This is a genomic window from Agromyces mediolanus, from assembly GCF_014648575.1.
Taxonomy (GTDB): Bacteria; Actinomycetota; Actinomycetes; order Actinomycetales; family Microbacteriaceae; genus Agromyces; species Agromyces mediolanus.
The window spans coordinates 35343-56323 of the sequence record NZ_BMRJ01000006.1 but is presented as its reverse complement, the minus strand read 5'-3'; the positions used below and the strand labels follow the sequence as shown (position 1 = coordinate 56323).

Genomic DNA, 20981 nt, shown 5'->3' with positions numbered 1-20981 from the left:
CGCTCGATGGGGTTCCTCGACGGCGAGACCAGGGCGGCGCTCGACGCGCTCGCGGCCCTCGATGCGGACGGGGATGGCCCGGCGGCGCTCGACCGCGTCCGGGCCGTGCGCCGGCTGCTGCGCGCGCTCGAGTCCGAGCCCGCCGTGCTCGCCGCGGTGCGCGAGGCCCGGGACGGCGGGGCGGACTGGGCCGAGGTCGCCGCCGCGGCCGGGCTGAGCGAGGGCGCGGCGAAGCAGCGCTGGGCCGGCGACGACGCGGCCATCGCCGAGCGGCGCGAGGCGAGCCGGAAGCGCAAGCGCGAGCGGCCGTCGAGCCGCCCGAGCGAGCTGCCCGGCCTCTCCGTCGCCGAGGCCGCGGCCAAGCTCGGCGTCACCGCGCAGGCGATCTACCTGCGGGTCAGCCGCGGCCAGCTCGCCTCGCGCACGGTCGAGCTGCCCGACGGGCGCAAGTACAAACGGGTCTTCCCCGACGGCGACGCGCCGGAGGGCTGAGCCCGGGCGCGGGGCGCGGGGCGCGCGGCGCGAGCTACGCGGGCACCTCGTCGGGGCCGAGCACGCGGGGCGGCGCGCCCGGTAGGAGACCGAGGTTCGCGATCGGGCGTGGTTCGCCCGAGGCATCCGCGTAGCAGATCCAGCCCGCTCCGCCCGGCCCGAAGAGCTCGAGCGCGACGTGCGAGCCGGCCGCGTCGCGGTCGTACGCCGAGACGATGACGGCGCAGCTTCGCGCCGCGCTCGACTGCGCGACCGAGACGGTCGAGAGCACGATGGGGGCGAGCATCGCGACGAGCGCGACGATGACGGTGAAGCGGATGACCCGGCTCCGGCGTTCCCAGCGGGACGGCCCGTCCGGTGCGGAGCCGTCGTCGGCGAAGGCGAGCTCGGCCGGCACCTCGTCCCAGTCGCGCGGGCCGCGGGGGCCCGGCTCGCCGGGCTCGGCGGGGTGGCGGGGTTCGAGGTCGCGCGGGGCCATGGGATCCAGTCTCGCATCCGCGGCTGGGAGCGGGCGGCCGCGGGGCGCCGCCTCCCTCAGGGACCGGCGAACAGCGAGTCAGGGGCCGGCGAACACCGGGTCAGGGGCCGGCGAACACCGAGGCGATCCCGGCCGCGGCCGCGGCGAGCGTCGCCGCCGAGACGGCGAGCATGAGCCAGGGGGCGGGCGTGTAGCGGCCCTCGCTGAGCTCGCGACGGCGGATGCCGCCGACCGCGCCGACCGCGCCGGCCGCGAAGAAGAGCACCGTGCCCGTCACGATCAGCCACGGCTCGCCCGCGACGAGCCCGGTGCGCAGCGCCAGCAGGGCGTTCACGGCGACGACGAGCGCGGTGCGCGTCCACGACAGCGCCGTGCGCTCGGGCTGCAGCCCCGGATCGCGGATGACGGCGCTCACGGCAGGATCAGGAACACCGTGAGCACGACGGAGGTGACGAGGCAGACGCCCGCGAGCACCGGCAGCGACCAGCTGAAGCGCAGCGGCCGGTCGTGCCGCATCGCGATCTCGTTGCTGCGCCAGCGGAAGTACGAGAGCAGCCCGAGCCCGGCGGCGGCGACCCCGAGGCCGACGGAGAGCACCGTGACGAGCGCGCGCGGGCCGATGCCTGCGGCGAACTCGTGCAGCAGCACGCCGCCCGCGATGAGGGCGAGCGCCGTGCGGATCCAGGCGAGGAAGGTGCGCTCGTTCGCGAGGGAGAAGCGGTAGTCGGGGTCCTGCCCCTCCTGCTTCCAGCGGGGTTCCGGCATGCGCGGCCTCCTCGGCGGTGTCTGCGGTGTGCGTCGCGGGTCGTCGTGAGCCTAACGGCCGCGAGCCCGGCCCGCGTGCAGCGGGGCCGGGCTCGCCGGGGCATCCCGAGTTCAGTGCGAGGAGGGCGTGGTCTCGATCTCGCTGCGGTCGCCCGACCAGAGCGTGTGGAAGACGCCCGGCTTGTCGACGCGCTGGTAGGTGTGCGCGCCGAAGAAGTCGCGCTGACCCTGCACGAGGGCGGCGGGCAGGCGCTCGGCGCGGAGCCCGTCGTAGTACGCGAGCGAGGACGCGAAGGCGGGGGCGGGGATGCCGGCCTGCGCCGCCGCCACGACCACCCGGCGCCACGCCTGCTGCGCACCAGCCACGGCGTCGCGGAAGTACGGCGCGACGACGAGGGCCACGAGCTCGGGGTCCTCGGCGTAGGCGTCCGCGATGCGGTTCAGGAAGCGGGCGCGGATGATGCAGCCGGCGCGCCAGATGCGGGCGATGTCGCCCTTCTTGACGTCCCAGCCGAACTGGGCGGCACCCGCGATGATCTCGTCGAAGCCCTGCGAGTAGGCGATGATCTTCGAGGCGTAGAGCGCCTGGCGGACGTCCTCGATGAAGGCGTCGGCGTCGGCGACGACCCAGCCGCCGTCGGGGCCGGGTAGCGAGGCGGCGGCCTCGCGCTGGGCGCGCTGCGAGGAGAGGCTGCGGGCGAAGACGGCCTCGGCGATGCCCGAGACGGGGACGCCGAGGTCGAGCGCGTTCTGCACCGTCCAGGCGCCGGTGCCCTTCGCGCCGGCCGAATCGAGGATGACGTCGACGAGCGGCGCACCGGTGTCGGCGTCGACCTGGCGCAGCACCTCTGCGGTGATCTCGATGAGGTAGCTCTCGAGCTCGCCCGTGTTCCACTCGGCGAAGATGTCGGCGATCTCCGCCGGCGACTTGCCGGTGCCCTGGCGGATCAGGTCGTATGCCTCGGCGATGAGCTGCATGTCGGCGTACTCGATGCCGTTGTGCACCATCTTCACGAAGTGGCCGGCGCCGTCGGTGCCGACGTGGGTGACGCAGGGGGCGCCGTCCTCGGGGGCGCGGGCGGCGATGGTCTCGAGGATCGGTCCGAGCGTCTCGTACGACTCGGCGGTACCGCCGGGCATGATCGAGGGGCCGTTCAGCGCGCCCTCCTCGCCGCCGGAGATGCCCGTGCCGACGAAGTGGATGCCGGTCGGGCTGATCTCGCCCTCGCGGCGGATGGTGTCGTGGAAGTTCGCGTTGCCGCCGTCGACGATGATGTCGCCGGGCTCGAAGCGGCTCACGAGCTCGGAGATGACGGCGTCGGTGCCGCGGCCGGCCTGCACCATGATGATCGCGGTGCGCGGCGTCGCGAGCGAGGCGACGAACTCGTCGTAGCTCTCGGCGGCCACGAAGCCCGCCTCGGGGTGCTCGGTCACGAGGGTGCGGGTGCGCTCGGGGGAGCGGTTGAACACCGCGACGGTGTTGCCCTCCCGGCTGGCCAGGTTTCGGGCCAGGTTCGAACCCATGACGGCGAGTCCGACGACTCCGATGTTCGCGACGGCTTCAGGCAAGGCATTCTCCTCGGAACGGGAAAGTGGGGTCTTCTCAGCGTAGTGCGCGGAGCGGGCGCGGTGTTCCGCGCGACGTCCGCCGACGCGCGGGCGAGGCCGGGCCGGCCGATCGGGTAGACTGGGCGATTGAACTTCGGCGAGGGAGGCCGCGGGCGGGCGAGAGCCGGCTCGAGGCATCCGTGATCGACGCGGTCGAATGCGACTCACGGCGATTCCTCACGCGCACCCCTCGGGTGCCGCGCGTTCGAGTTGAAGAGAACAGACCCCAGATCTGGGCCGGCAGAGCGCACCATCCCGGAGCGCAGCAGCGTGAGCCCGCAAGGAGAACCACCATGGACGAAGACAACAAGGTCGAAGCGCTCGAGCGCGACTCGTTCGGCAAGGGTGCGGCGCGCAAGCTCCGCGCCGCCGGCCGCATCCCCGCCGTCGTGTACGGCCACGGCACCCAGCCGGTGCACGTGAGCCTGCCCGCCCACCAGATCGGCCTGATCGTGCGCAAGGCGAACGCCGTGCTCGACCTGCAGATCTCGGGCAAGAGCCAGCTCGCGCTCGTCAAGGACGTGCAGAAGGACCCGGTGCTGCAGATCATCGAGCACCTCGACCTCATCGTCGTGAAGAAGGGCGAGAAGGTCCAGGTCGAGGTGCCGGTGCACCTCGAGGGCGAGTCGGCTGCGGGCACCGTCGCCGACCTCGACTCGCACACCCTGACCCTCGAGGTCGAGGCCACCCACATCCCCGAGAACGTCGTCGTCTCGGTCGAGGGCCTCGAGGAGGGCACCCAGATCCACGCGAAGGACGTCACCCTGCCGAAGGGCGCCTCGCTCATCAGCGACGCCGACGCGCTCGTCGTGAACGTGCACGTGCCGCAGAAGGTCGCGGACGTCGAGGAGACCGCCGAGGGCGAGGAGGCCGCCGAGGCCCCCGCCGAGGAGGCGGCCGCGGAGTAAGCTCCGCGCCCGGCGCACGAGGGCCCGCCCCGATCCCCGGATCGCGGCGGGCCCTCGTCGTTCCCGGGGCCGCTCCGTTCGGCAGGGCCGGGACGGGCGGTCGTCGTCCGGTACGCTCGGACATCGGGCCGATCGGCCCGATGGACCGGATCGGAGCGCGGCATGGCGTGGTTCCGGCGGCGGCGACGAGAGGATCCCGAGGTGGCGCAGAACACCTGGCTGGTGGTCGGCCTCGGCAACCCCGGCGCGCAGTACGCGGGCAATCGGCACAACGTGGGCCAGATGGTGCTCGACGAACTCGCCGGCCGGCTCGGCGCGCCCTTCAAGAGCCACAAGACGCCGTCGCGCGTCGCCGAGGGCTTCCTGCGCCCCGGCGGGCCGAAGCTCGTGCTCGCGAAGCCGAACAGCTACATGAACACCTCGGGCGGTCCGGTCTCCGCGCTCGCGAAGTTCTACGACGTCCCCGCCGAGCGGCTCGTCGTCGTGCACGACGAGCTCGATCTGCCGTTCGACACGGTGCGGCTCAAGCAGGGCGGCGGCCACGGCGGGCACAACGGGCTGCGCGACATCTCGAAGGCGCTCGGCGCCGACTACCTGCGCGTGCGCGTCGGCATCGGCCGGCCGCCCGGCCGGCAGGACCCGGCCGACTTCGTGCTGAAGGACTTCTCCGGCACCGAGCGGCAGAGCCTGCCGAACCTGCTCGCCGACGCGGCCGACGCGGTCGAGGCCATCGCCGACGACGGCCTGCTCGCCGCGCAGCAGCGCTTCCACGCGCCGAGCTGAGCCGGGCGCAGCACCGCCCGCCTCGCCCGCTAGATCAGCCCGCGGAGGAACTCCTCGGGGCTCGTGCCCGCGGCCCGTGCGCGCTCGACGAGCCTCGCGTGCTCGTCGGTGGTCAGCTCGAGCGTCATCGCCAGCCAGTCGGCCGCCGGGTCGTCGAAGTCGAAGAGGGCGGTGTCGGCGGGGGAGCGGTCGTCGTGGAGCGAGGGGGCTTCGTCCTCGAAGACCTCGGCCGCGCCGATCGGCTCGGTCGTCGCCAGCACCTGCGCGGCCGCCGCGGCGTCCGCCTCGCACGCACCCGACCAGCCGGGCCCCGACGGCACCGCCGACCCGCGCCGGTACGCCTCGGCGACCGCGCGGGCCCTGGCGTCGGCGGCCTCGTTCATGGGATGCCCGACGTGGCCCTTCACCCACTCGAAGCGGTAGCGGCGGCCGGCGATGGCCTCGTCGAGCTGCTTCAGGAGCTCGACGTTCAACACGGGCTTGCCGTCGGACTTGCGCCAGCCCTTGCGCTTCCAGTTCGGCATCCACTTCGTCACCGAGTTGATGACGTACTGGCTGTCGCACTGCACGAGCAGCTCCTCGTCGAGGTGCGCGGTCGCGCGGAACAGCTCGAGCACGGCGGTGAGCTCGCCCTGGTTGTTCGTGGCGTGCTTCCAGCCGCCCGCCGCCCAGCAGTCGTCGGCGACGTACCAGGCCCAGCCGGCCGGGCCGGGGTTGCCGAGGGCGGAGCCGTCTGCGGCGGCGATGATCATGCGTGGGGTCCTTCCGTCTGGCCGGGCCAATCGTATCCGGAGCCACCGCGGGCGGCGGACGGCGGATGCCTCGCCCGGCCGTCGTGTCGGCGGGGCGACGTAGACTTCTCCGGTGAGTCTGCAGGGTCTGAACACGGCGCTCTCGCGCGCCTCCACGATCGAACGCGCCCTCGGCGAGGCCCAGCACAGCGCGGACTTCTCGGCCCCGGCCGGCCTCGACGCGCCGCTGCTCGCCGGGCTCCTCGAACGCCGCAGGGCGGCCGGACTGGCCCCCGTGCTCCTCGTCGTGACCGCCACGAGCCGCGAGGGCGAGTCGCTGCGCGGCTCCCTCGCGCCCTACCTGCCGGCCGACGCCGAGCTGCTCGAGTTCCCGGCGTGGGAGACTCTGCCGCACGAGCGGCTCTCGCCGAGCGCCGAGACGGTCGGGCGACGGCTGCACGCCATCCGCCGGCTGCACGAGTGGGGCGCCGCCCCGGGCGAGCGGCATCCGCTCGTCGTCGTCGCCTCGGTGCGCGCCGCCCTCCAGCCCATCGCCGACAACCTCGCCGCGCTCGCGCCGATCGAGCTCGTCGCCGGCGCGCGCGGCCACGACCTCTCCGAGCTCGCGCTGCGGCTCGTCGACCTCGCCTACGCGCGCGTCGACATGGTGGCCCGCCGCGGCGAGTTCGCCGTGCGCGGCGGCATCCTCGACGTCTTCCCGCCGACGGCCGACCACCCGGTGCGCGTGGAGTTCTTCGGCGACGAGGTCGAGGAGCTGCGGGCCTTCTCCGTCGCCGACCAGCGCTCGCTGCCCGAGCCCGTCGAGCGCGTGCAGCTCGCGCCGAGTCGCGAGCTGCTGCTCACCCCGGCCGTGCGCCAGCGGGCGCGCGAGATGGTGCACGAGTTCCCGAGCCTGTCGCAGATGCTCGAGAAGATCGCCGAGGGCATCCCCGTCGAGGGCATGGAGTCGCTCGCCCCGGCCCTGACCGAACGGCTCGTGCCGCTCACGCACTACCTGCCCGCGCAGTCGGCGATCGCCGTCATCGCGCCCGAGCGCGTCGCCGGCCGGGCCGCGAGCCTCGCCGAGACGAACCGGGAGTTCCTCGCCGCCGCATGGAGCGCCGCCACCGTGGGCGCCGGCGCGCCCATCGATCTCGACGCGGGCGACTTCCTGACCCTGCGGGAGCTCCGCGACGCCGCCACTGGTTCCCTGAGCTCGTCGAAGGGCACCGCGTCGGGCGAGGCCGACCTCAAGCGCGTCTGGTGGACGCTGTCGCCCTTCGACGCCGGCGAAGCCGCCGACGACGTCGAGCACGACGCGAGCTACGTGCGCATCGCGGCGAACGCCGTGCCGAGCTTCCAGGGCAACGTGACCGGTGCCGTCGAGCACGTCGCCGAGCGCATGCGCGAGGGCTGGTCGCTCGTCGTGGCCGCCGCCGGGCAGGGCCTCGTCGAGCGCGCCCGCGACGTGCTCGCCGAGGCGGGGCTCGCCGCCCGGCTCGTCGACGAGGTGCCGGCCGAGCCCGAGCCCGGCGTCGTGCTGCTCGTGCAGGCCGAGGCCGCGCGCGGCTTCGAGGTGCCCGAGGCGAAGCTCGGCCTGCTCGCCGAGGCCGAGTTCTACGGGCGTTCGGCCGCCTACGACCAGCGCGCGGGCAAGAAGCTCGCCACGCGCCGCCGCAACGTCGTCGACCCGATCCAGCTGAAGCCCGGCGACCACGTCGTGCACGCGACGCACGGCATCGGCCGCTTCGTCGAGCTCGTGCAGCGCGAGGTCGCCACGGGCACCCGGCCGAAGGGGCCGAGCCGCACGGCCGGCATCGCCCAGCAGCCGACCACGGTGCGCGAGTACCTCGTGCTCGAGTACGCGCCGTCCAAGCGCGGCCAGGCCGGCGACCGGCTCTTCGTGCCGATGGACCAGCTCGACCTGCTGAGCCGCTACGTCGGCGGCGAGGCGCCGTCGCTCTCGAAGATGGGCGGCAGCGACTGGGCGCAGGCGAAGGGCCGCGCGCGCAAGGCGGTGCGCGACATCGCGGTCGAGCTCGTGAAGCTCTACTCCGCGCGGATGGCCGCCAAGGGCCACGCCTTCGGCCCCGACACGCCGTGGCAGCACGAGCTCGAGGAGGCGTTCCCCTACACCGAGACGAGCGACCAGTTGCAGACCATCGACGAGGTGAAGGCCGACATGGAGCGGCCGATCCCGATGGACCGCCTGCTCGCGGGCGACGTCGGCTTCGGCAAGACCGAGGTCGCCGTGCGCGCGGCGTTCAAGGCGATCCAGGACGGCAAGCAGGCGGCGATGCTCGTGCCGACGACGCTGCTCGTGAAGCAGCACTTCGAGACCTTCACGGAGCGCTTCGCCGGCTTCCCGGTGCATGTGCGCGCCCTCAGCCGCTTCCAGACCGACAAGGAGGCGCGCGAGACCATCGCGGGCCTCGCCGACGGCACCGTCGACCTCGTCATCGGCACCCACCGCATCCTCACCGAGAAGGTGCGGTTCAAAGACCTCGGGCTCATGATCATCGACGAGGAGCAGCGCTTCGGCGTCGAGCACAAGGACGCGCTGAAGAAGCTGAAGACCAACGTCGACATCCTCGCGATGAGCGCCACGCCCATCCCGCGCTCGCTCGAGATGGCGGTCACCGGCATCCGCGAGATGTCGACGCTCGCGACGCCGCCCGAGGACCGCCACCCGATCCTCACCTTCGTCGGGCCGTACACCGAGCAGCAGGTGGCCGCGGCCATCCGCCGCGAGCTGCTGCGCGAGGGCCAGGTGTTCTTCGTGCACAACCGGGTCTCGTCGATCAACCGCGTCGCCGCGCAGCTCGCCGAGCTCGTGCCCGAGGCGCGCATCGCCGTCGCGCACGGCCAGCTGCCCGAGCACACGCTCGACCAGATCGTGAGCGACTTCTGGGAGCGCAAGTTCGACGTGCTCGTCTCGACGACGATCATCGAGACTGGCCTCGACATCTCGAACGCGAACACGATCATCATCGACCGCGCCGACAAGTACGGCCTCTCCCAGCTGCACCAGCTGCGCGGGCGGGTGGGCCGAGGCCGCGAGCGGGCGTACGCGTACTTCCTGTACGACCCGTCGAAGCCGCTCAGCGAGACCGCGCACGACCGGCTCTCCACGATCGCCGCGAACAACGAGCTCGGCGGCGGCATGCAGATCGCGCTGAAGGACCTCGAGATCCGCGGCGCCGGCAACCTGCTCGGCGCCGAGCAGGCCGGGCACATCGCGGGCGTCGGCTTCGACCTGTACCTGCGCATGATCGGCGAGGCCGTGTCGGCGTTCCGCGGGGAGGTCGCCGAGGGGCAGACGGAGCTGCGGCTCGAACTCCCCGTCGACGCGCACATCCCCGACGACTACGTCGACAGCGAGCGGCTGCGGCTCGAGGCGTACCAGAAGCTCTCGGCCGCGAGCGGGCCGGCCTCGAAGGAGGGCCAGATCGACCAGGTGCTCGAGGAGCTCGTCGACCGCTACGGCACCCCGCCCGAGTCGGTCGAGCACCTCGTCGCCGTGTCGCGGCTGCGCCGCCAGGCGCAGCTCGCCGGGCTCGCCGAGGTCATCGCGACCGGTTCGAAGCTGCGCATCGCCCCCGCGAAGATCCCCGACTCCAAGCGGGTGCGGCTCGAGCGGCTGTACCCGGGGGCGAAGCACTTCGCCCAGAACGACGTGATCCTCGTGCCCTTCCCGACGCCGGGCGGCGAAGCGCCGGGCGACGGCGACCTCATCGAGTGGGTGTCCAGGCTCGTGGCGAACATCTTCGAGCAGACGCCCGCGGCCGCCGAGCAGAGCTGAGCGGCAGGGCCCGGGCCCACGCGGCTCGGGCCGGCGGGCTGCGGCCGGCCCGCGCGCCGGGAGGAGATCGTCGCCGAGGGAGGATGCCTCGGGGGATCGGGTCCTCCCGAGGTGCGAATCTCCTCCCGCGGCGTCGGGCACGCAGGCAGCCGGGGGTCGGGCCGGCCTAGGGCTTCAGGTGGCCCCACTCGGCGAGGAACTCCGCGACCGTCATCGTCTCGAGGTCGAGTCGGATCTGCTGCAGCAGCACGTCGGCCTCGACGAGCGAACCGGCCCTCGTGCGGATGACGGGGGCCGCCGTGTCGGCACGCACCACGACGAGCTCGGCGACGGAGGGGCCGCCGAGGCTCGTCGCCTCGCCGGCGACGACGAGCGCCGTGTGCACGAGCTTGCCGAGGCCCCGGAGCCGACGCGGGCGGAGCTCTGCGCGCAGGTGCGCGCTCGCCGGCTCGGCGCCGTCGGGCAGGCCGTCGTCGGGCAGGCCGTCGTCGGGAACGTCCGCCGCGCTCATCGGGAGAACGCCCCGCCCACGCCGGCCTTCGCCCCACGGCGGCGGTACTGCGCCGAGCGCAGCGACACCGCGACGGCGGACACGACGATCGCGACGCCCGAGCCGAGCAGCACGGCGAGCGTGCCCTCGTCCGCGACCTCCGGCAGCCCGGCGAAGGCGAGCTCGTTCATCAGCAGCGACACCGTGAAGCCGATGCCGCCCAGCGCGCCGACCACGAGCAGGTCGCCCCAGGTGAGCGGCGTGCTGTCGCGCCGCCGCGCCACGAGTGCGCCGATGCCGCCGCCGATCAGGATGCCGACGATCTTGCCGACCGGGAGTCCGACGAGGATGCCCCAGAACGCCGGGTCGAGCTGCGAGGGGCTGAGCTGCGGCACCGCGACCATCGCCGCGGAGAGCGCGAAGAGCGGCAGCACCACGCCGTTCGACCAAGGCTCGAGCGCGTGCACGGCGCGGCCGCCGGGGCGGCGGGCCATGACGAGGCCGAGGGCGACGCCAGCGATCGTCGCGTGCACCCCCGACTGGTACACGAAGTACCAGGCGAGCACCCCGAGCAGGATCAGCACGCCCACGATGGGCCACTGCGGGCGGCGCGAGAGGATCCACGCCGAACGGGGCTTCATCATGCGGCTGACCGCGCCGAAGAGGGCGATCGCGATGCCGGCGAAGCCGAGCGAGGCGAGGTCGGCGTCGCTCGTGAAGAAGAACGCGATGATGAGGATCGCGATGAGGTCGTCGAGCACCGCGAGCGCGAGCAGGAACACCCGCACCCGGGTGGGGATCCAGGTGCCGAACACCGCGAGCACGCCGAGCGCGAAGGCGATGTCGGTCGCCGTCGGGATCGGCCAGCCGTCGACGGTGGCCGTGCCGGCGGTGAACGCCAGGTAGATGAGGGCGGGCACCACGACGCCGCCGACTGCGGCGATCGCGGGCAGCAGCGCCTTCGAGAGGCTGTTCAGCTCGCCGATGACGAGCTCGCGCTTGAGCTCGACGGCGACGATGAAGAAGAAGATCGCGAGCAGACCGTCGCTGATCCAGTGGCCGATCGAGAGGTCGAGGCCGAGCCACGGCAGCTCGAGGTGCTCGGTCTTCAGCGCGAGCAGGCCGGGGCCCGCCGAGGTGTTCGCGAGCAGGAGCCCGAGGGCGGCGGCGACGAGCAGGAGCACGGCGGCCCAGCGCTCGGATCGGAGGAGGTTCATGCGAGCCTTTCGTACGGTCTTCGATCACGTTCGCCGACCAGACTTCCCGGCACTCCGCGAACGATCCTACCGTCCAGGGGCTGCGCGGCCCCTACGCTGGGGCGGTGACCCTCTCGCTCTGGGCGACGCTCCTCGCCGCCTGCTTCGTGATCAGCTTCACACCGGGCGCCGGGGCGATCAATACCATGGGCAACTCGCTCGCGGTCGGCTTCCGCCGCTCGATCTGGGGCATCCTCGGTCAGCAGGCCGCGCTCGTCGTGCACATCGTGATCGTCGCGGCGGGCGTCGGCGTGCTCGTCGCCTCCTCGCCGCTCGTCTTCGAGATCATCCGCTACGCCGGCGCCGCCTACCTCGTGTATCTCGGCATCCGCCAGATCCTCGCGAAGCCGAGCGCCGTGCCGGAGCCGAGCGTCGCGCCGGAGCCGGTGGAGGCGGAAGCGGACGCGGATGCCTCGCCGGCCGCCGTCGCGCGCGGCGAGTCGCGCTGGTCGATGTTCCGCCGCGGGCTCTGGGTGAACCTGCTGAACCCGAAGGCGATCGTCTTCTTCCTCGCCTTCCTGCCGCAGTTCATCCGCCCCGGCCTGCCGCTGCTGCCGCAGTACCTCGTCGTCGGGGCGACCGTGGTGATCGTCGACGTCATCGTGATGTGGGGCTTCTTCGCGGTCGCGGCGCAGGGCCTGCGGCGGCTGACCACGTCGGCGCGGGGGCAGCGGATCGTGAACCGCATCTTCGGCAGCCTGTTCATCGGCGTCGGCGTGCTGCTCGCGGTCGTGCACTAGGCCCACCCGCTGCCGGCCCGCGCGCCTAGGCTGGGCGCATGACCGCCGCCGCTCACCCCGCCCTCGACGAGCTCATCGCCACGGTCGCGCTGCTGCGCGCCCCGGGCGGCTGCCCCTGGGACGCCGAGCAGACGCACGCCTCGCTCGTGCAGTACCTCGTCGAGGAGTGCTGGGAGCTCATCGACGCGATCGAGTCCGGCGACCGCGCCGAGATGATCGAGGAACTCGGCGACGTGCTGTACCAGGTGCTCTTCCACGCCGACCTCGCCGCGCACACGCCGGGCGAGGACTTCGACCTCGAGGACGTCGCCCGGCACATGACGGCCAAGATGGTGGTGCGGCATCCGCACGTCTTCGGCGACCGCGAGGCGGAGACCGCCGAGGACGTCGTGGGCTTCTGGGACGAGCTGAAGGCCGACGAGAAGCCGCACCGCACGAGCGTGCTCGACGGCGTGCCGATGGGCATGCCGGCGCTCGCGCTCGCCGCGAAGGTGCTGACGAAGGCCGAGAAGGCCGGCGTCGCGCCGAGCCCGCGGACGGATGGCCCGCGGGTGACGCTCTCGGGCGCGCCGTCGCCGAGCGACTCCTTCCCGGCGGACGAGGCCGAGCTCGGCGAGGCGCTGCTCCGGCTCGTCGCCGAGGCCCGCGACCGGGGCCTCGACGCCGAGCGCGCGCTGCGCGGCGCCGTCCGGGGCTTCAGCGCCGAGGTGCGGGCGGCCGAGGCATCCGCGCAGACGGAACCGCGCTAGCCGCCCGGCGACGCGGGCACCCGTCCGCGCCTGGAAGAATGGGCGCATGGCCCAGACCGTCACGCCTCCGCGCGGCATGCGCGACTTCCTGCCCGCCGAGAAGGCCCGCCGCGAGCACGCGCTCGGCGTCATCCGCGGGGTCTACGCCGCGCACGGCTTCGACGAGATCGAGACGCCGGTCATGGAGGACAGCTCGAGGCTCCACGCGGGCCTCGGCGGCGACAACGAGAAGCTCGCCTTCGCAGTGATGAAGCGCGGCCTCGGCGAGGCCGAGCTCAGCGCCGCGGCCGCGGCGGGCGACCCGCTCTCGCTCGCCGATCTCGGCCTGCGCTACGACCTCACGGTGCCGCTCGCCCGGTTCTACGCGACGCACCGCGCGGCCCTGCCGCCCGTGTTCCGCTCCATCCAGATCGCCCCGGTCTGGCGGGCCGAGCGCCCGCAGAAGGGGCGCTACCGCCAGTTCGTGCAGTGCGACATCGACATCATCGGCGACGCCACCCCGCTCGCCGAGCTCGAGCTGCTGACGGCCACGGTCGCGACGCTCGACGCGCTCGGCCTCGCCGGCTGCACCATCCGCCTGAACGACCGGCGCATCCTCGCCGGCATCCTCGCCGCCTGGGGGGTGCCCGCCGAGCTCCGCGAGCGCGCGCTCATCACCGTCGACAAGCTCGACAAGATCGGGGTCGACGGGGTCGCCGCCGAGCTCGTCGAGACCGGCGCGGTCGCCTCGCCCGACGCCGTCGTCGAGGCGCTGCACGGCCTCACCGCCGCCGACTGGCACCTGCACGACGGCGTCGCCCCGCCGCCCGCCTGGCTCGACCTCGACGCCTACGCCGAGCTGCGCGCCCTCCGCGAGGCGCTGCCGGGCGCGGCCATCGAGTTCGACCCGACGCTCGTGCGCGGCATGGGCTACTACACGGGCACGATCTTCGAGATCGCGCACCCCGAGTTCGGCTACTCGCTCGGCGGCGGCGGACGCTACGACGGCATGATCGGCCGCTTCCTCGGGCAGGAGGTGCCGGCCTGCGGCTTCTCCATCGGCTTCGAGCGCATCGTCGACCTGCTGGAGCTGCGCGACGCGGGCCGCCCCCGGGCCGTCGTCCTCGTGCACGACGGCGCGGTGCCGGCCGAACGGCTGCTCGCGATCAAGCGCGAGCTCGTCGCCTCCGGCGTCCGCGTCCGGCTGGAGCGCCGGGTGAAGAACTTCCGAGCGCTGCTCGACCGGGTCACCGCCGACGGCTTCGACGCCTTCGCGAGCGTGACGGCCGAGACGGCGGATGCCTCGGCGCTCGAGTTCCGGGAGCTCGGCGAGTAACCGGTGCCCCGCGGCGCCGGCGCCCCGCGGAGTTGTGGCTCCCGCCGACGCCCCTAGACTGGGCGGCGGATCACGATGGCGTCGTCCACACCTTCCCAACCCCACGAAGCCCCCATCAGAGGAGTCCACTGTGGCATTCATCGAAGCAGTCGGCGCGCGCGAGATTCTCGACTCGCGCGGCAACCCCACCGTCGAGGTCGAGGTCCTCCTCGACGACGGATCGCTCGCCCGGGCGGCCGTGCCCTCGGGGGCGTCGACCGGGGCGTTCGAGGCCTACGAGCTGCGCGACGGCGACGCCGACCGCTACCTCGGCAAGGGCGTGCAGAAGGCCGTCGACGCCGTGCTCGACGTGCTCGGCCCGGCCATCGAGGACCTCGACGCGAGCGACCAGCGCCTCGTCGACGCCGCCCTCATCGAGGCCGACGGCACCGACAACAAGAGCCGCCTCGGCGCGAACGCCATCCTCGGCGTCTCGCTCGCCGTCGCGAAGGCCGCGGCCGACGCCGCCGACCTGCCGCTCTTCCGCTACCTCGGCGGCCCGAACGCGCACGTGCTGCCCGTGCCGATGATGAACATCATCAACGGCGGCGCGCACGCCGACACCGGCGTCGACATCCAGGAGTTCATGATCCTCCCGGTCGGCGCGCCGACCTTCTCCGAGGGCCTCCGCTGGGGCGTCGAGACCTACCACGCGCTGAAGAGCCTGCTGAAGGCCAACGGCCTCTCGACCGGCCTCGGCGACGAGGGCGGCTTCGCCCCCGACTTCGCGCACAACCGCGCCGCGCTCGACTTCATCTCCGAGGCCGTGCAGAAGGCGGGCTTCACGCTCGGCACCGACATCGCGCTCGGCCTCGACGTCGCGTCGACCGAGTTCTTCGAGAACGGCGTCTACCGCTTCGAGGGCAAGGACCGCAGCGCGGCCGAGATGAACGCGTACTACGCCGAGCTCGCCGAGGCGTACCCGCTCGTCTCGATCGAGGACCCGCTGGCCGAGGACGACTGGGCCGGCTGGGCCGAGCTCACCGCCTCGCTCGGGCAGAAGCTCCAGCTCGTCGGCGACGACCTGTTCGTGACGAACCCGAAGCGCCTCGCCGACGGCATCGCGAAGCACGCCGGCAACTCGATCCTCGTGAAGGTGAACCAGATCGGCACCCTCACCGAGACCCTCGACGCCGTGAAGCTCGCGCAGCGCGCCGGCTACACCGCGGTGCTCTCGCACCGTTCGGGCGAGACCGAGGACACGACGATCGCCGACCTCGCGGTCGCGACCGACTGCGGCCAGATCAAGACGGGCGCGCCCGCCCGTTCCGAGCGGGTCGCCAAGTACAATCAGCTTCTGAGGATCGAAGAAGAGCTCGGTGAGGCCGCGGTGTACGCCGGCCGCACGGCGTTCCCGCGCTTCACGGCGTAAGACGATCGCGGCGCGAGCCGCGACAGCAGGGGGTGGCCAGGCGGCCGCCCCCTGCTGCGTTCCCCGGGCGATCGGCCGGGAAGGAGGCGCGATGAGCGGACCGAAGCGCCCCCAGCGCCCCGGCCGGCCGAAGCCGGCGAAGCGGGCGGACGCCGGAACCCCGGCTGCCCAGGAGCCGCAGGCCGAGCCCCGGCCCGAGCGAACGCGCGAGCCCCGCCCCGAGCGCCAGCCGCGCAGCGCCCGGCGGCGCGCCGCCTCGTCGGCCGCGCAGGCGCCCGAGGCCGGAGCCGTGCGGCAGGGATGGCTCGGCGGCATCCGCTTCTCGGGGTTCTCGCTCATCATGATGGGCCTGCTCGTGCTCGCCGTCGTCGTGCTCGCTCCCACGGTCTCCTCCTTCGCCGCGCAGCGGCAGCAGATCGCCGAACTGCGCGCCGAGGTCTCCCAGCAGGAGGCCGAACTCACGAAGCTCCGCACCGAGCGCGAGCGCTGGAGCGACGAGACGTTCATCGTCACCCAGGCGCGCGAGCGGCTCTACTACGTGCTGCCCGGCGAAGTGAGCTACCTCGTCATCGACGACCGCAGCGACGCCGACAAGACCGAGGCCGAGCACGCGGTCTCCGCCGACGTGACCGAGGCGGAGCACGACTGGCTCTCCAGCCTGCTCGACTCCGTCATGACCGCCGGCCTCGCACCCGGCGCGACCGACCCGAGCGCACCGCCCGCCGACCCAGCAGCGACCACGCCGCCCGCCGCGGCCACCCCCGGAGGTACCCGATGACCCGCCCGCCGTTCGAGCCCGTCGCCGAGCGCGACCTCCGCATCGTCTCGGCGCAGCTCGGCCGTGAGGCGCGCAACGTCGTCGGCATCGCCGCCCGCTGCGTGTGCGGTGCGCCGACGGTCGTCGCGACCGCCCCCCGCCTCGCCGACGGCACGCCCTTCCCCACGTTCTACTACCTGAGCCACCCCGCCGCGACGGCCGCGATGAGCTTCCTCGAGGCCGCGCAGCTCATGGTCGAGTGCAACGAGCTGCTGCACGCCGACGCCGAGGTGGCCGCCGGTTACGCCCGCGCCCACGAGGACTACCTGGCCGACCGCGCGCAGTTCGGCGAGGTGCCCGAGATCGCGGGCGTCTCGGCCGGCGGCATGCCCACGCGCGTGAAGTGCCTGCACGCCGTCGCCGCGCACGCGCTCGCCGCGGGGCCGGGGGCGAACCCGATCGGCGACCTCGCGCTCGCCCGCTCCAGCTGGACGCCCGAGGTCTGCCAGTGCGCCGACTACGGGGTGGACGACGCCGCTGCCGCGGGCGGCGCGCCGCCCGCCGAGGAGCCCGGCCGATGACGGGCCGCCGGCGCGGCGGGCGCGCGTCGCGGATCGTGCGCGGGCTCGCGCTCGCGGCCGCGACCGCGGCGCTCGTCGGCGTCGGCGCGGCCCCGGCGCACGCGGACACCGTGCGCGACCTCGAGTACTGGCTGAGCGAGTACGGCTTCTCGACCGCCTGGAACACGACGAAGGGCAAGGGCGTCACGGTCGCGGTGATCGACACGGGCGTCGCGGGCACCGTCGTCGAGCTGAAGGGCGCGATCACCGGCGGCACGGATGTCTCGGGCCTCGGCTCGCCCGACGGGCAGACCCCGGTGGGGGAGAAGCCCGAGCACGGCACCATGGTCGCCTCGCTCCTGGCCGGCCGCGGCTCGACGCCCGGGAACGGCGTCATTGGCGTCGCGCCCGAGGCATCCATCCTGACCGCGTCCGTCGCCTTCGGCGAGGACACCGGCGCCGCCGCTTCGAACGACGAGCAGATCGCCGAGGCCGTGGTCTGGGCGGTTGACAACGGCGCCGACGTCATCAACATGTCGCTCACACGCAACACCCGCGACTGGCCCGAGAGCTGGGACGCCGCGTTCATGCACGCCTTCGAGCACGACGTCGTGATCGTCGCGGCGGCGGGCAACCGGGGCAGCGGCACCACGGAGGTCGGCGCCCCAGCCACGATCCCGGGCGTGCTCACCGTCGCCGGCGTCGACCGCGAGGGCAACGCGAGCTTCGACGCGAGCTCCCAGGGCATCACGATCGCGGTCGCGGCGCCCAGCGAGGACCTCGTCGGCGTGCGCCCCGACGGCTCCTACGTGCAGTGGAGCGGCACGAGCGCCGCCGCGCCCATCGTCTCCGGCCTCGTGGCGCTCGTGCGCGCCCAGTACCCCGAGCTCGACGCGGCGAACGTCATCAACCGCGTGATCTCCACGGCCGATCCCAAGGGCCACCCGGTCGGCGGGCCGCTCTACGGCTACGGCATCATCGACCCCGTCGCCGCGCTCACCGAGGACGTGCCGAAGGTCGATGCGAACCCGCTCGGCAGCCTCTCCGACTGGATCCGGCTGCACCGCCGGGCGAGCGGCGAGGCGCCCGCGACGGAGGCGCCCGACGAGCAGATCGTGCCGATCGCCGACCCGCCGCTGCCCGAGTCGGCGAGCACCCAGACCCTGCTGCCCACCTCATGGACGCTCGCATATATCACGATCCCGCTCTCACTGGTCGCGGGATTTGGTACGCTAGCAGCGCTGTTGGGCATCGGCGCCACTCGGCATATCAGGCGGAGCACCCGCGGCGGCGGGGACTGACCGCCCATCCCCACAAATCAAGGAGTCCATTCACCGTGCCCAAGATTCTCATCGTCGGTGGCGGGTATGCAGGTTTCTACACCGCGTGGAAGCTCGAGAAGTGGCTGCGTCCCGGCGAAGCCGAGGTCACCGTGGTCGACCCGCTGCCCTACATGACGTACCAGCCGTTCCTGCCCGAGGTCGCGGCCGGCTCGATCGAGGCCCGCCACGCGGTCGTCGCGCAGCGCCGCCACCTGAAGAAGACGAACGTCGTCACGGCCAAGGTCACGAAGATCGACCACGCGGCCAAGACCGCGACGATCACGCCGGCCGAGGGTGAGCCGTGGCAGTTCGACTACGACGTCGTCGTGGTCACCGGCGGCGCCGTCTCGCGCACCTTCCCGATCCCCGGCATCGCCGAGAACGCGATCGGCCTGAAGACCATCGAAGAGGCCGTCGCGATCCGCGACCGCCTGCTTTCGAACTTCGACAAGGCGTCCAACCTGCCCGCCGGTCCCGAGCGCGACCGCCTGCTCACCGTCACGGTCGTCGGCGGCGGCTTCGCCGGCATCGAGGTCTTCGCCGAGCTGCGCTCCTTCGCGAGTGCGCTGCTCGAGTACTACCCGCAGCTCAGCTTCGAGGACACCCACTTCCACCTCATCGAGGCGATGGGCCGCATTATGCCCGAGGTGTCGCTCCCCACCAGCCACTGGGTGATCAAGCACCTCGACCAGCGCGGCGCGCAGATCCACCTCGACACGCAGCTCACGAGCGCGGTCGACGGCAAGATCGAGCTGTCCACGGGCGAGAGCTTCGAGTCCGACCTCATCGTCTGGACCGCCGGCGTCATGGCCAACCCCGCCATCGTGCGCACGAGCGACCTCCCCGTCGAGGAGCGCGGCCGCATCAAGACCCGTGCCGACCTCCGCGTCGGCGACGACGACGACATCGTGGCCGACGCCTGGGCGGCCGGCGACATCTCGGCCGTGCCCGACCTCAGCGGCGGCGGCGTCGGCGGCTACTGCGTGCCGAACGCCCAGCACGCCGTCCGTCAGGGCAAGCTGCTCGCGAAGAACGTCGTCGCGGTGCTCCGCGGCGAGGAGCCCAAGAACTACGTGCACAAGAACCTCGGTGCCGTCGCGGGCCTCGGTCTCGGCTCGGGCGTGTTCCAGTCCGGCAAGCTGGCCATCAAGGGCCTGCTCGCCTGGTTCGCGCACCGCGGCTACCACGGCCTCGCGATGCCGAGCTGGGAGCGCAAGTTCCGCGTGTTCTGGGGCTGGTGGAACAACTTCTGGCTCGGCCGCGACATCGTGTCGCTGTCGGCCGTGCAGCGCCCGCGCGCCGCGTTCGAGGAGTTCGCCGCCCGTCCGAAGCCGGCCGCCGACGCCGCGCCGACGACGCCCGCTGCGCCCGCGAAGGCGGAGCCGAAGGCCGCGCCCGCCAAGGCCGAGCCGAAGGCCGCGGCGAAGAAGGCTCCGGCCGCGAACGCCGAGGCCGGCGAGGCCGCGCCCAAGAAGGCTCCGGCCAAGCGCACGACCGCGAAGAAGGCCGCTCCGGCCGAGCCCGCGGCCGAGGCGCCCGCCGCCGAGGCGAAGGCCGAGGAGGTCGTCGCCGCCAAGTAGGCGGTCCGGCAGCTGACTACACTGTGACGCGGCGTCGCCCCTCGGGCGGCGCCGCGTTCGGCGTCTCGGGCGAGTGCGCCCGGCCGCCGCGCCCCCATAGCCCAACCGGCAGAGGCAGGCGGCTTAAACCCGCTCAAGTCTGGGTTCGAATCCCAGTGGGGGCACGGGGCACGGGGCACGGGGCACGGGGCACCGGGCACCGGGCACGCGGCGACGTTCCGCGCGAGGCGGGCCCTGACCGCGCTCAGTCGAGGTGGTCGAGCCGGCGCAGGATGAGGCCCTCGCGCAGCGCCCAGGGGGAGACGTCGAGCTCGTCGACGTCGAACACCCGCATCGCCTCCGAGAGCACGACGGCGCCGGCGACGATCTGGAAGGTGCGGTCGGCGGTGATGCCGGGCAGCGCGGGCCGGGCGTCGGCGGGGATACGGGCGAGCCGGGGGATCCAGTCGTCGAGGCCCTTGCGCTTCAGCATCGCGCGGCCCGACGATCCGACGCCGTCCTCGGTCCAGCCCGCGAGCCGGGCGAGCGAACGAATCGTCTTCGAGGAGCCGACGACGTGGTCGGGGCCGACATAGGCGCGGAAGTCGCCGAGCGCGCCCTCGATGACCCGCCGCGCGTGCTCGCGCAGCCGGCCGACCTGCTCGACCGAGGGCGGGTCGTCGGGCAGGAAGGCGATCGTCGAGCGCCCGGCGCCGAGCGGGAGCGAGCGCGCCACGTCGGGCACCTCGTCGCCGCCGAGCGCGATCTCCAGCGAGCCGCCGCCGATGTCGAAGAGCAGGATGCGGTCGGCCGACCAGCCGTACCAGCGGCGCACCGCGAGGAAGGTGAGCCGGGCCTCGTCCTCGCCGGAGAGCACGTCGAGCCGGATACCGGTCTCGCGCTCCACGAGGTCGAGCAGGTGCTCGCCGTTCGCGGCCTCCCGGATCGCCGAGGTGGCGAACGCCAGCAGCTCCTCGATGCCGGCCTCCCGCGCGGCCCTCGCCGCCTCGCCGACGGCCGAGAGCACCGCCTGGACGCCCTCCGAGCTGATCGCCCCGTCGGGCTCGAGGTAGCGCATGAGGCGCAGCACCGACTTGTTGGAGGCCGTGGGGATGGGGCGGGCGCCGGGGTGGGCGTCGACCACGAGGAGGTGGACGGTGTTGGAACCGACATCGAGAACACCGAGGCGCATGAAGCGAGCGTAGCGATCCGAGGCCGGATGCTGCATACTGAGGCGACTGGGTCAACTGTCCCA

20 protein-coding genes and 1 tRNA gene are annotated in these 20981 nt (G+C 73.3%); 13 read left to right on the top strand and 8 right to left on the bottom strand.

Translation table 11 applies throughout. The annotated features are described in order from the left end of the window. The first annotated feature begins 6 nt into the window (after positions 1-6). On the top strand, positions 7-492 hold the full coding sequence (locus IEY71_RS17040) for a hypothetical protein (protein WP_189086579.1): 486 nt from the start codon (positions 7-9) through the stop codon (positions 490-492). Between the two features lie 34 nt (positions 493-526). Here the strand turns inward: IEY71_RS17040 and IEY71_RS17035 are convergent, their stop codons facing one another. The 4 genes from IEY71_RS17035 to gnd all read right to left on the bottom strand — a co-directional run bounded on the left by IEY71_RS17035 (position 527) and on the right by gnd (position 3259). Beyond that, entirely contained in the window at positions 527-970 is a 444-nt protein-coding gene (locus IEY71_RS17035; protein WP_189086578.1) for a hypothetical protein, read from the bottom strand. Positions 971-1070: 100 nt separating this feature from the next. After that, positions 1071-1385: a DUF202 domain-containing protein gene (locus IEY71_RS17030; protein ID WP_229781824.1), complete on the bottom strand. Its 315-nt coding sequence runs from the start codon at positions 1383-1385 to the stop codon at positions 1071-1073. Beyond that, positions 1382-1735: a YidH family protein gene (locus IEY71_RS17025; RefSeq protein ID WP_189086577.1), complete on the bottom strand. Its 354-nt coding sequence runs from the start codon at positions 1733-1735 to the stop codon at positions 1382-1384. The genes IEY71_RS17030 and IEY71_RS17025 overlap by 4 nt, the downstream gene beginning before the upstream one ends. A gap of 111 nt (positions 1736-1846) precedes the next feature. After that, positions 1847-3259, bottom strand: a complete 1413-nt coding sequence (gene gnd, locus IEY71_RS17020) for an NADP-dependent phosphogluconate dehydrogenase (protein ID WP_229781828.1) — start codon at positions 3257-3259, stop codon at positions 1847-1849. Positions 3260-3636: 377 nt separating this feature from the next. On the opposite strand from gnd, the gene IEY71_RS17015 reads away from it, so the two are divergent. Both IEY71_RS17015 and pth read left to right on the top strand, forming a co-directional pair. Then, complete coding sequence (locus tag IEY71_RS17015) at positions 3637-4251, top strand: 50S ribosomal protein L25/general stress protein Ctc (RefSeq protein WP_189086575.1); 615 nt, start codon at positions 3637-3639, stop codon at positions 4249-4251. A 162-nt stretch (positions 4252-4413) separates the two neighbouring features. Continuing rightward, complete coding sequence (gene pth, locus IEY71_RS17010) at positions 4414-5034, top strand: aminoacyl-tRNA hydrolase (RefSeq protein ID WP_189086574.1); 621 nt, start codon at positions 4414-4416, stop codon at positions 5032-5034. A 29-nt stretch (positions 5035-5063) separates the two neighbouring features. On the opposite strand, the gene IEY71_RS18640 is transcribed toward pth, so the two are convergent. Continuing rightward, on the bottom strand, positions 5064-5786 hold the full coding sequence (locus tag IEY71_RS18640) for a ribonuclease H family protein (RefSeq protein ID WP_189086573.1): 723 nt from the start codon (positions 5784-5786) through the stop codon (positions 5064-5066). 112 nt (positions 5787-5898) lie between these two features. On the opposite strand from IEY71_RS18640, the gene mfd reads away from it, so the two are divergent. After that, on the top strand, positions 5899-9567 hold the full coding sequence (gene mfd / locus IEY71_RS17000; protein WP_189086572.1) for a transcription-repair coupling factor: 3669 nt from the start codon (positions 5899-5901) through the stop codon (positions 9565-9567). Positions 9568-9733: 166 nt separating this feature from the next. On the opposite strand, the gene IEY71_RS16995 is transcribed toward mfd, so the two are convergent. Both IEY71_RS16995 and IEY71_RS16990 read right to left on the bottom strand, forming a co-directional pair. Beyond that, positions 9734-10078 (bottom strand): hypothetical protein, encoded by a 345-nt coding sequence (locus IEY71_RS16995; protein WP_189086571.1) that lies wholly within the window; start codon positions 10076-10078, stop codon positions 9734-9736. Next, entirely contained in the window at positions 10075-11274 is a 1200-nt protein-coding gene (locus tag IEY71_RS16990; protein ID WP_189086570.1) for a Na+/H+ antiporter NhaA, read from the bottom strand. The genes IEY71_RS16995 and IEY71_RS16990 overlap by 4 nt, the downstream gene beginning before the upstream one ends. Before the next feature lie 104 nt (positions 11275-11378). Between IEY71_RS16990 and IEY71_RS16985 the strand changes: the two genes are divergently transcribed. The 9 genes from IEY71_RS16985 (at position 11379) to IEY71_RS16945 (ending at position 19911) form a co-directional block, all read left to right on the top strand. After that, positions 11379-12053: a LysE family transporter gene (locus IEY71_RS16985; protein WP_189086569.1), complete on the top strand. Its 675-nt coding sequence runs from the start codon at positions 11379-11381 to the stop codon at positions 12051-12053. Positions 12054-12091: 38 nt separating this feature from the next. Continuing rightward, a complete protein-coding gene (locus tag IEY71_RS16980; protein WP_189086568.1) occupies positions 12092-12802 on the top strand; it encodes a nucleoside triphosphate pyrophosphohydrolase in 711 nt (236 codons plus the stop codon). A gap of 46 nt (positions 12803-12848) precedes the next feature. After that, entirely contained in the window at positions 12849-14117 is a 1269-nt protein-coding gene (gene hisS / locus IEY71_RS16975) for a histidine--tRNA ligase (protein WP_189086567.1), read from the top strand. A gap of 130 nt (positions 14118-14247) precedes the next feature. After that, the gene (gene eno, locus IEY71_RS16970; RefSeq protein ID WP_189086566.1) at positions 14248-15528 is read left to right on the top strand and encodes a phosphopyruvate hydratase; all 1281 of its coding nucleotides are present in this window, start codon (positions 14248-14250) and stop codon (positions 15526-15528) included. Positions 15529-15619: 91 nt separating this feature from the next. Beyond that, a complete protein-coding gene (locus tag IEY71_RS18460) occupies positions 15620-16306 on the top strand; it encodes an FtsB family cell division protein (protein WP_229781823.1) in 687 nt (228 codons plus the stop codon). Next, complete coding sequence (locus tag IEY71_RS16960; RefSeq protein ID WP_189086565.1) at positions 16303-16866, top strand: DUF501 domain-containing protein; 564 nt, start codon at positions 16303-16305, stop codon at positions 16864-16866. Before IEY71_RS18460 ends, IEY71_RS16960 begins: the two co-directional genes overlap by 4 nt. Then, positions 16863-18146, top strand: a complete 1284-nt coding sequence (locus IEY71_RS16955) for a S8 family serine peptidase (RefSeq protein ID WP_189086564.1) — start codon at positions 16863-16865, stop codon at positions 18144-18146. The genes IEY71_RS16960 and IEY71_RS16955 overlap by 4 nt, the downstream gene beginning before the upstream one ends. A gap of 35 nt (positions 18147-18181) precedes the next feature. Next, entirely contained in the window at positions 18182-19747 is a 1566-nt protein-coding gene (locus IEY71_RS16950) for an NAD(P)/FAD-dependent oxidoreductase (RefSeq protein ID WP_189086563.1), read from the top strand. A gap of 90 nt (positions 19748-19837) precedes the next feature. Continuing rightward, positions 19838-19911: transfer RNA gene (locus IEY71_RS16945), tRNA-Leu, on the top strand. Between the two features lie 80 nt (positions 19912-19991). Here the strand turns inward: IEY71_RS16945 and IEY71_RS16940 are convergent. Then, a complete protein-coding gene (locus IEY71_RS16940; protein WP_189086562.1) occupies positions 19992-20918 on the bottom strand; it encodes a Ppx/GppA phosphatase family protein in 927 nt (308 codons plus the stop codon). Positions 20919-20981 lie beyond the last annotated feature (63 nt).

Bases quoted from the DNA above. Each gene is read 5' to 3' on its own strand.
- pth (WP_189086574.1), top strand. From the start codon at position 4,414: ATGGCGTGGTTCCGGCGGCGGCGACGAGAGGATCCCGAGGTGGCGCAG.
- IEY71_RS16955 (WP_189086564.1), top strand. From the start codon at position 16,863: ATGACGGGCCGCCGGCGCGGCGGGCGCGCGTCGCGGATCGTGCGCGGG.
- IEY71_RS18640 (WP_189086573.1), bottom strand. From the start codon at position 5,786: ATGATCATCGCCGCCGCAGACGGCTCCGCCCTCGGCAACCCCGGCCCG.
- IEY71_RS16940 (WP_189086562.1), bottom strand. From the start codon at position 20,918: ATGCGCCTCGGTGTTCTCGATGTCGGTTCCAACACCGTCCACCTCCTC.
- IEY71_RS16960 (WP_189086565.1), top strand. From the start codon at position 16,303: ATGACCCGCCCGCCGTTCGAGCCCGTCGCCGAGCGCGACCTCCGCATC.
- hisS (WP_189086567.1), top strand. From the start codon at position 12,849: ATGGCCCAGACCGTCACGCCTCCGCGCGGCATGCGCGACTTCCTGCCC.
- IEY71_RS16990 (WP_189086570.1), bottom strand. From the start codon at position 11,274: ATGAACCTCCTCCGATCCGAGCGCTGGGCCGCCGTGCTCCTGCTCGTC.
- gnd (WP_229781828.1), bottom strand. From the start codon at position 3,259: ATGGGTTCGAACCTGGCCCGAAACCTGGCCAGCCGGGAGGGCAACACC.
- IEY71_RS16980 (WP_189086568.1), top strand. From the start codon at position 12,092: ATGACCGCCGCCGCTCACCCCGCCCTCGACGAGCTCATCGCCACGGTC.
- IEY71_RS16995 (WP_189086571.1), bottom strand. From the start codon at position 10,078: ATGAGCGCGGCGGACGTTCCCGACGACGGCCTGCCCGACGACGGCCTG.
- IEY71_RS17015 (WP_189086575.1), top strand. From the start codon at position 3,637: ATGGACGAAGACAACAAGGTCGAAGCGCTCGAGCGCGACTCGTTCGGC.
- IEY71_RS17025 (WP_189086577.1), bottom strand. From the start codon at position 1,735: ATGCCGGAACCCCGCTGGAAGCAGGAGGGGCAGGACCCCGACTACCGC.
- IEY71_RS17040 (WP_189086579.1), top strand. From the start codon at position 7: ATGGGGTTCCTCGACGGCGAGACCAGGGCGGCGCTCGACGCGCTCGCG.
- IEY71_RS17035 (WP_189086578.1), bottom strand. From the start codon at position 970: ATGGCCCCGCGCGACCTCGAACCCCGCCACCCCGCCGAGCCCGGCGAG.
- IEY71_RS18460 (WP_229781823.1), top strand. From the start codon at position 15,620: ATGAGCGGACCGAAGCGCCCCCAGCGCCCCGGCCGGCCGAAGCCGGCG.